The 8,678-nt window shown below is 72.4% G+C and carries 8 protein-coding genes and 1 pseudogene; 2 read left to right on the top strand and 7 right to left on the bottom strand.

The genetic code is table 11. From position 1 onward, the window contains the following. Nucleotides 1-92 precede the first annotated feature (92 nt). The 7 genes from Aau02nite_RS44865 to Aau02nite_RS44835 all read right to left on the bottom strand — a co-directional run bounded on the left by Aau02nite_RS44865 (nt 93) and on the right by Aau02nite_RS44835 (nt 6,694). On the bottom strand, nt 93-800 hold the full coding sequence (locus Aau02nite_RS44865) for an ABC transporter ATP-binding protein (protein ID WP_212994814.1): 708 nt from the start codon (nt 798-800) through the stop codon (nt 93-95). A 35-nt stretch (nt 801-835) separates the two neighbouring features. Beyond that, a complete protein-coding gene (locus tag Aau02nite_RS44860) occupies nt 836-2,020 on the bottom strand; it encodes an MFS transporter (protein ID WP_212994813.1) in 1,185 nt (394 codons plus the stop codon). 225 nt (nt 2,021-2,245) lie between these two features. Beyond that, the gene (locus Aau02nite_RS44855) at nt 2,246-2,917 is read right to left on the bottom strand and encodes a response regulator (RefSeq protein WP_246595925.1); all 672 of its coding nucleotides are present in this window, start codon (nt 2,915-2,917) and stop codon (nt 2,246-2,248) included. Beyond that, the gene (locus Aau02nite_RS44850) at nt 2,914-4,008 is read right to left on the bottom strand and encodes a sensor histidine kinase (protein WP_212994812.1); all 1,095 of its coding nucleotides are present in this window, start codon (nt 4,006-4,008) and stop codon (nt 2,914-2,916) included. Before Aau02nite_RS44850 ends, Aau02nite_RS44855 begins: the two co-directional genes overlap by 4 nt. A gap of 39 nt (nt 4,009-4,047) precedes the next feature. Further along, on the bottom strand, nt 4,048-4,404 hold the full coding sequence (locus Aau02nite_RS44845; RefSeq protein ID WP_212994811.1) for a PRC-barrel domain-containing protein: 357 nt from the start codon (nt 4,402-4,404) through the stop codon (nt 4,048-4,050). Between the two features lie 42 nt (nt 4,405-4,446). After that, nucleotides 4,447-5,907, bottom strand: coding sequence for an FAD-binding oxidoreductase (locus Aau02nite_RS44840; protein ID WP_212994810.1), 1,461 nt, complete (start codon nt 5,905-5,907; stop codon nt 4,447-4,449). 31 nt (nt 5,908-5,938) lie between these two features. Then, nucleotides 5,939-6,694, bottom strand: a complete 756-nt coding sequence (locus Aau02nite_RS44835) for a class I SAM-dependent methyltransferase (RefSeq protein WP_212994809.1) — start codon at nt 6,692-6,694, stop codon at nt 5,939-5,941. A 601-nt stretch (nt 6,695-7,295) separates the two neighbouring features. On the opposite strand from Aau02nite_RS44835, the gene Aau02nite_RS44830 reads away from it, so the two are divergent. After that, nucleotides 7,296-8,396: a sugar ABC transporter substrate-binding protein gene (locus tag Aau02nite_RS44830; protein WP_212994808.1), complete on the top strand. Its 1,101-nt coding sequence runs from the start codon at nt 7,296-7,298 to the stop codon at nt 8,394-8,396. A 150-nt stretch (nt 8,397-8,546) separates the two neighbouring features. Next, nucleotides 8,547-8,678: pseudogene (locus Aau02nite_RS44825) on the top strand (sugar ABC transporter ATP-binding protein); the annotation flags it as partial.

Here is an 8,678-nt window from a genome sequence, read left to right as displayed (position 1 = left end):
TTGACACAGGGCTACTCATGCCATCGCCTCCGCTGGCGCTCCGGCGATGACATTCGTCGGGCGCAGAGTTGACGATTCGCTCGCGAGCTCGCTCATGCCGCGCTCCGCTCGCCGGTCAGAGCGAAGAACGCCGCCTCCAGCGACGGGTGCCCCGCGGTGATCTCGGCCAGTGGACCCCGCCCGGCGATCCGGCCCCGGTGGATGATGACCAGGTCGTCGGCGGTCTCCGCGGTCTCGGCCATCAGGTGGCTGGAGAGCAGCACCGTACGCCCGGAAGCGGCGTAGTCGCGCAGCAGCCGCCGGACCCAGCGGATCCCTTCGGGGTCCAGCCCGTTCACCGGCTCGTCCAGCACCAGCACCTCCGGCTCGCCGAGCAGGGCCGCGGCGATACCCAGCCGTTGCCCCATCCCGAGCGAGTAGCGCTTCACCCGCTGCTTCGCCACCGCGGCCAGGCCGGCCAGCTCCAGGACCGCACCGACCCGGGCCCGGGGAATCCGGTTGGACCGGGCGAGCCAGGTCAGGTGGTCGACGGCCCGGCGGTCCGGCACCGGGCCGGCCCCGTCCAGCAGCGCGCCCACCGTCCGCAGCGGACGGTCGAGATCGCGGTACCGCCGGCCGTTGATCAACGCCGTGCCGCCGGCCGGCGCGTCCAGCCCCAGCAGGATCCGCAGGGTGCTGGACTTGCCGGCGCCGTTGGGCCCGAGGAAGCCGGTGACCCGGCCGGGAAGGGCGGTGAAGCTGACGTCGTCGACAGCCGTGGCGCTGCCGTGGCGCTTGCTGAGGTGGGAGATGTCGATCACGACGCCAGCCTGGTGCGCGCGGGCCCCGGCGCGCGTCACCCGGAAGTAGACACCTGGGCCGGGAAACGGGCGTGCACCCACCAGGCGAGCGGAAGGGCGATCAGCACCACCGCCTGGATCGCCAGCAACGCCGCCACGATGCCCCACCGGTCGGCCACCAGGCCGGCCCCGAGGGCGACGAGCGCGTAGAGCACGCTGCCGAGCAGCGCCGCGAGCGAACCCATCGTCGCGCGTTCCCGGTCGCTGAACTCGCGCTGCAGCAACGTCTGCTGGGCGATCGTCGACATGCCGTAGGCCGGCGAGCCCAGCAGGAAGGGCGAGAACACCGTCGGCCTGACCAGCGCCACGACGTTCGCCACGGTGTCGAACAGCTCACCGGCCAACAGAGTGCGGGCCGCGCCCACCCGGCCGATCACCCGGCCGCTGACGCGGAAGCCGGCGAACGCCACGCCGTGGCCGAAGGTGCGCCACAGGCCCAGCGCCCAGAGCGGCCACAGCCCGGCCACGAAGGCGGGCGACAACTGGGCCGCGCTCTCGCCGCTGTACCGGAGCGCCGACACCAGCGTCATCCGGCGGAGCACCGGGTTACCTCGGATGCCGCGCAGGGCGGAGCCGAGATGCACCAGCACGCTCGACGCCAGCGGTCCGTGCACCCGCGGTTCCCGGACACCCAGGGCGACGAGCACGCACAGCACCTGCGGGACGACCGACAGCACGACCACCGTTCGCAGCGACCACGCGCCGGCGAGCACGCCACCGATGGCTGCCGCCAGGGCGAGCGCGATCTGGAACATCGAGTTCACCCGGCCCGCGTGCCGGGCGAACTCCAGCTCCCGGCCGGCCTCCAGCAGCGTGTCGTAGAGCAGGGACTCGTTGTTGCCGCTCCACAGTGCGCTCGCCAGTCCCTCCAACACGACAGCGGCCAGCAGGAGGCCGTAGCCCGGAGCGCCCGCGTAGCCGACGTGGGCGGCCACCATGACGACGGCGCCGGCGATCATCGTGCCGCGCCGGCCGAGACGGTCGGAGAGGACCCCGGTGGGAACCTCGAACGCGGCCGAGGACAGCATCTTCACCGCCAGGAGGCTGGCGGCGGCGGTGTACGAGCCGGTGATCTGCGCGAAGTAGATGACCATGATCGGCCCGTACAGGCGGAAGTCACCGCAGAAGTTGAACCAGCTCAGCAGGCGGATATTGCGATCGGCGTGGGGACCGGCGGACACAGCGGAACTCCCGGAGAGGCGAACGGAGACGCCACAAGGCGCCAGGGGACGGCGACATGTGTCACTTCGCCCCGGCGACCGGGAGGGGTGCTCACTGCGCTGCTACCCGCGCGGCTCTACCAGCCGGCGCCCGCGGTCGCCGAGGGGCGAACGGGAGCTCCGGTCCTCGTGATGAACATCAGTGCCCCTCGATTCCTCGGCGGACGGTCCGCGACAGCTGCCAGCCTAGCGGGGCTCGTGCAGCAGACCCGCCTCGTACGCCAGCACGGCGAGGTGGGTGCGGTCGTTCACGTCCAGCTTGGCGAACATCCGGCGCAGGTACGTACGGACCGTCTCCACGCTGAGCATCAGCTCGTCGGCGATCTGCTGGTTGGAGTAGCCGCGGGCGACGTACCGGATGACCTCGGTCTCGCGGGCGGAGAGCACCTGGCCGGCGAAGGCGTGCCGGCGCTCGGGCCGGCGCGGCGCGAACTGCCGCATCAGCCTGGCGGTGATCTCCGGAGCCAGCATCGCGTGGCCCGCGTGGACGGTGCGCACGGCGTGCAGGACCTCCGGCGGGGACGCGTTCTTGAGCAGGAAGCCGGAGGCGCCCAGGGTCAGGGCCTCGTAGACGTACTCGTCGAGGTCGAAGGTGGTCAGCATGATGACCCGGGTGGCCGTGGCGGGCAGCAGACGGCGGGCTGCCTCCAGCCCGCTGGTGCCGGGCATCTGCACGTCGAGCAGCGCGACGGCCGGCTTCAGCGCGCCGACGAGCCGGGCGGCCGTCTCGCCGTCCGCGGCCTCACCGGCGACCCGGAAGCCGGGCGTACGGTCGAACAGCTTGCGATAGACGCCGCGGAACCTGTCGTCGTCATCGGCCAGGAACACGCTGACGATCTCACCGCCGGTGCCGGTCACCGGCCACCACCTCCCCCGACGGGCAGGCGGGCGCGGACCTCGAACCCACCGCCGGGATGATCGCCCCACTCGACGGTGCCGCCGACGAGGTGGGCGCGTTCGCTCATCCCGGCCAGACCGAAGCCGGCGTGCTCGCGTCCCGCGGCGCCGGGGCCACGGTCGCGGACCCGGACGACGACCGCACCGTCCGCCTCGTGGACGTCGACAGTGCAGGCCGCACCCGGAGCATGCCGGACCACGTTGCTCAGCGACTCCTGCACGATACGGAGCACGACTGCGCTCACGGCGTCCCCCAGCTGGGCGTCGACCGCGATCCGGGCCTGCACGTCGACACCGGCGGCGCGCGTGGTGTCGACGACCGAGGACAGCCGGGCAACCGGTGTGGGCGCCGACCGCAGGCCCCGGACGAGCTGCTGCACCTCCCCCAGCGCCTGCCGCGCGTGCACCTCGATGCCGGCCAGGGATTCCCGCAGCTCCTGCTCGCCGGCGTCGGCGAGACCGCGGGTCACGCCGGCTTCGGCGCTGATCACGCCGAGGGCGTGACCGACCACGTCGTGCACGTCGCGGGCGACCTCGAGCTGCACGCGGGCCCGCTCGGCCTCCCGGGTGGCGGCGATGCCCCGGCCCACCATGGTGCCGAGCAGCCAGGCGACGCTGACCGCCGCGACGGCCACGACGACCCGCTGCCCGAGCCCGCTCATGTCGCTGGACGGGACGCCGGTCACCGCGGCCAGGCTCAGCGCGACGCAGGCCAGCACGAGCACGGGCAGCCGGGTCCGGGCGGCCCGGGCGACCGCGAGCGGATACAGGCACCAGGCCACGGCCAGCATCGGGTCCTGACAGACGCCCAGGGCGTTGCCGGTGACGGTCGCGATCGCCGCGGCCACCGTCGCCGCCCCCGGGAAACACCGCCGCGCCACCATCGCCAGACCGGTGACCGCGGCCAGCGTCCACCCCGCGGCCAGGCGGGCCGGATCCGTCGCATCGACCGTGGACGGCGCCCAGAACACCAGCACGACCACAGCCGCGGCGAGGATGTCCGGCACCACCCGCGCGTCACCCGGGAAGCCGGCGGAAAGGCTGCGACGCACGGACGAACCCTACTCGCCGGCGTGCGCCGGGGTGGGGCGTCAGCGGCGGGCCAGGCGCCGCTCCCCCGCCGCTCCGGGCTGGTACGGCAGGTTGTAGTGGGCGAAGACGCCGGGCTCGTCGCCGGCGGCCAGTTCACCGTCGAGGTCGATGGTGGGCGCGTCGCCGACGAGCTTCTTGTCGTAACGCACCCGGACGGCACTGGGGCTCACGGTGGCCCCGTCCAACGGCACGAAGGTGAGCCGGTGCCGGCCGATCATGCCGGTCCGCACGGTGGCGAACGCCGGCTGGTCGGTGGCCGTGTCGACGTAGACCGCCTCCAGCTCGCCGATCTTGGAGCCGTCGGGGTCGATGACTTTCTCGCCGCGCCAGTCGCGCAGATTCTCAGCGGGGAACATGCCGCTCTGGTTCCCTGCTGGTCAGGCCCGAAACAGCCGGACTCAGACGGCGTACGGCGAACGGAACAGCCGGTCCGGGTCGGCGGCCGCCCGGACCCGGCGCAGCCGTGCCAGGTTCGGGCCGTAGTAGCGCGGCACCTGGGCCGGATCCGGCTCGAGATAGTTGACGTAGCGGCCGGCCGACCAGCGGGCCACCGCCCGGTGGCCGCCCTCGATCCACGCGTAGGCGTCGCGGACCGTGGCGGCATCACCGGCCGGCGGCTGGACCAGCCACTGCAGCATCGTGTGGGCGCCCCGCCAGGGGAACGCGGTGGTCCCGGGAGCCACCCGGCTCTGCACGCCGGTCATCCGTTTGAGCTTCGCGATACCCGGGCGCCGGGCCCGCGCGCGGCGCTCCACGGCCGCCAGCAGAGCGGCGACGGCCTCGGGCGGCAGGATCCGCGGGAAGACGTCGCTGCCGACCAGCTCGGTGGCGCGGGGCCCGCAGTCACCGGCGTCGTCGCAGCCGCCGCGGTTGTGCACGAGGGTGCGGTGCGGGAGGCGCTCGATGCGTACCGTGGCCGGCTCCCGGCCGATCGCCCGGACGATCGCCGCCACCTCGGCGTCCGCGGCCCCGCCGAGCACCACGCCGGCGATCCGCACACTGCGGGCGCCGCGCGCGCCGGCCGCGAACTGGCAGGACGACCAGGTCTCGTCGGGCGACCGGGCCAGCCGGGCCTGCCAGCCGGCGGCCGCCCGGGCCGCGGCGTTCCACGGATAGGTCAGCACGAAGGTGCCGGCCGGGGCGGCCGGGTAGGTGCGCATCCGCCAGGACGTGACGACACCGAGCTGGGCGCCGCCGCCCCCGCGCAGCGCCCAGAACAGGTCCGGCTCGCGGCCGGCGTGCACGGTGCGGTGCCGCCCGTCGGCCGTGACCAGCTCGGCGGCGACCACCGCGTCGCAGGTCATCCCGTACGCGGAAGCCGCCATCCCGATGCCGCCGCCGAGCGTGATGCCGCCGATGCCGACCGAGCCGCACGACCCCGACGGGATCGAGACACCGTGCGCGTCGAGGCGGTCGTAGACGTCGATGAGCCGCGCGCCACCGCCGATCGTCGCGGTACGGCTGCCCGCGTCGTACGCGATCGCCCGCAGCCCGCGCAGATCGAGCACCACCCCGGTGCGGCTGGTCGACGCACCCACATAGGAGTGGCCACCCCCGCGGGGCACCACCGGTACGCCGAACCGGCGCGCGAACCTGATCACGTCGGTCACGTCCGCGGGACCGGCGCACCGGGCGACCGCCGGTGGCCGGACAGCGTCGAACCGCGGGTCGACCAGCCGGTGCGCGCGGGCGAACGCCGCTCCCCCGGGCAGCTCCACGGACCCCTCGAGGCCCGCGGCGAGCGCCTTCCAGTCACCAGCCGTGGGTCCGCTGACAGCGGGGATCGGACCGGACCGGAAGCCGGTGGCCGGGACCGCGACGACGGCGGCGCGCAGCAACGTACGGCGGGACAGCAGCATGCCCACAATACTCGCATATCGGGCGCCACCGTCAGCGTGTCGTACGCCCGACCGCGTAGCGGAACGCGTTGACCAGGCGGTAGCCGCCGTCCGGGGTGCGGAACGGCCGGGCGGCGGTGATCACGGTGGGCGCCATGGCCGCGACGGTGGCCGGCTCCTCGCCCAGCAGGACGCCGCGGACCAGCGTGTCGTCGTCGGCCGCCCGCCAGGGAACCTCGGCGATCCCGGCCGCCACGGGGGTGAGACCGCCGTCGTGCAGCAGCTCCTCGAGGCCGCCGGGCAGTCGCAGGTCACCGTCGGGCCAGGGCTCCTCGCCGTCGGCGCGGGCCACGGCGTCCTCGATGACGGTGAGGTCGTTGCGGCTGCCCTCGGCCCAGTTGGCGACCGCGACGTGTCCACCGGGGACGGTGACCCGGGTCAGCTCGGCCAGCGCGGCGAGGGTGTCCTCGGCGAACTGCAGCGCGTTGACCGACACCGCCAGGTCGAACACCGCGTCGGGCCAGGGCAGGTGGTCGGCGGTGCCGAGGCGGATGTCGGCGCCGGGCAGGCGGGCGCGGGCGTACGCGACCATGCCGGGCGCCGGGTCGATGCCGGCGGCGGCCGCGCCCCGGCCGGCGAGGTGGACGAGCAGGTCGCCGGCGCCACAGCCGACGTCGAGGACGCGGGTGCCACGACCCGCCCCGGCCGCGGCCAGCACGGCGTCCCAGGCGGGCTCGGCGAACCCGCCCCACAACTGCGCCCAGCCTTCGGCGACAGCCGACCAGCGGCCGGGATCGGCCCCGTTCATCTCGTTCTCCTCGCCCCCGGACCGAGCCCGAGATAACGATCGGCGATTGCCGGAATGCACCGGCCACCGTCCCATTTCCGGACCGCCGCGGAGCGAGTCCCGGAATAGCGGAGCCGGGGCGGCGGCCCTTCGCTGCGACCGGTACATCTCACGGAGGCTCTGAAACTTGCGGGGGTCCTGTCACCCAACGGTTGATCGGGGACCCGTCCGAACGACGGACCCGTCCGGTCGCTCAGGTCGCCATCCGACAAGATCATCTTTCCGGAAGTTTCGGAGCGGATTCATTCCCCCGAAACTGGTCGAGTTCGGACACCTGGTCCACTGCGGCGACCCATTGTGTGGCGTTTCCAGCGATTACCGCGACAGTACCGGTCACCACCCGGCGACCCCACGAATGCGCGTATCACCGTCGTGTTGCCGGATTGTTATCCCGTGTTTCAAGATCGGCCGCTGACACCGCTTGTGCAACGCGTCGTTATGGGAAAACGTTGCCGGGCACAACAAACCAGCTTCCTGATCTTTGACACCTCCGGGAGCAACCCTCCCCGCAGTGGCAGCATCGAAGCCGATCGAAGGCTCGAAACCCTCGAAGGGACAAGGTATGCGTAAAGGACTATTCGCCCTGGCTGCGGCAAGCCTGCTCGCCACCGGCAGCATGGCCGCGTGCGGTGACGACAGCGGCGGCGACTCCGGCAGCACCGGCGGCTCGGCCGTCGGCAAGGTCGGCGTCATCCTGCCGGACACCAAGAGCTCGGCGCGGTGGGCCACCGCCGACCTGACGTACCTGAAGGCGGCGTTCGACGCGGCCGGCGTCCAGGCCGACATCCAGAACGCCCAGGGCGACAAGACCCAGTTCCAGACGATCGCCGACGGCATGATCTCCAGCGGCGTCAAGGTGCTGATGATCGTCAACCTGGACTCCGGCACCGGCAAGGCCGTGCTGGACAAGGCCAAGAACGCCGGCATCGCGACGATCGACTACGACCGGCTGACCCTCAACGGCGGCGCGAACTACTACGTGTCGTTCGACAACGTGAAGGTCGGCGAGCTGCAGGGCCAGGGCCTGGTGGAGTGCCTGACCGAGAAGAAGTACACCAAGCCGGTCGTCGCCGAGCTCAACGGCTCCCCGACCGACAACAACGCCACCCTGTTCAAGCAGGGCTACGACTCGGTCCTCAAGCCCAAGTTCGACTCGGGTGAGTACCAGAAGGGCCCGGACCAGGACGTCCCGGACTGGGACAACGCGCAGGCCGGCACCATCTTCGAGCAGATGCTCACCTCGAAGAAGGACATCAAGGGTGTGCTCGCCGCCAACGACGGCCTGGGCAACGCCGCCATCTCGGTGCTGAAGAGGAACAAGCTCAACGGCCAGGTCCCGGTCACCGGCCAGGACGCGACCGTGCAGGGCCTGCAGAACATCCTCACCGGCGACCAGTGCATGACCGTCTACAAGGCGATCAAGAAGGAGGCCAACGCGGCCTCCGAGCTGGCGATCGCGCTGGCCAAGGGCCAGAAGCCGACCACGGCCACCGGCGTCACCAAGGACGTCGAGTCCGGCAAGGACGTCCCCTCGGTGCTGCTGGACCCGCAGTCGATCACCAAGGCGAACGTCAAGGACGTCATCGCCGACGGCTTCGTCACCAAGGAGCAGCTGTGCACCCCCGACTTCGCGAAGGCCTGCACCGACGCGGGCATCAGCTGACCTGAGCTGATCGCGGGCTGTTCCCGTTCGACTCCGGCGCCGCTCTCGCCTTCGCGGGCGTGGGCGGCGCCGAGTCGGGTCAGCCCCTTCCCGAAAGCCAGTGGCGCAGCCACGACGACGAACCCGGTCACCAAGCGAAGGAGAACCACCGTGGCCGCGACACCCCTTCTGGAACTCAACGGGATCGACAAGAGCTTCGGTCCCGTCCAGGTCCTGCACGATGTCGGACTGAGCGTCTACCCGGGCGAGGTCACCGCCCTGGTCGGTGACAACGGTGCCGGT

The organism is Actinoplanes auranticolor (assembly GCF_018332655.1).
Classification (GTDB): Bacteria; Actinomycetota; Actinomycetes; order Mycobacteriales; family Micromonosporaceae; genus Actinoplanes; species Actinoplanes auranticolor.
Note: the sequence above shows the minus strand (reverse complement) of the source record. Positions and strands in the feature narration are given on the sequence as shown.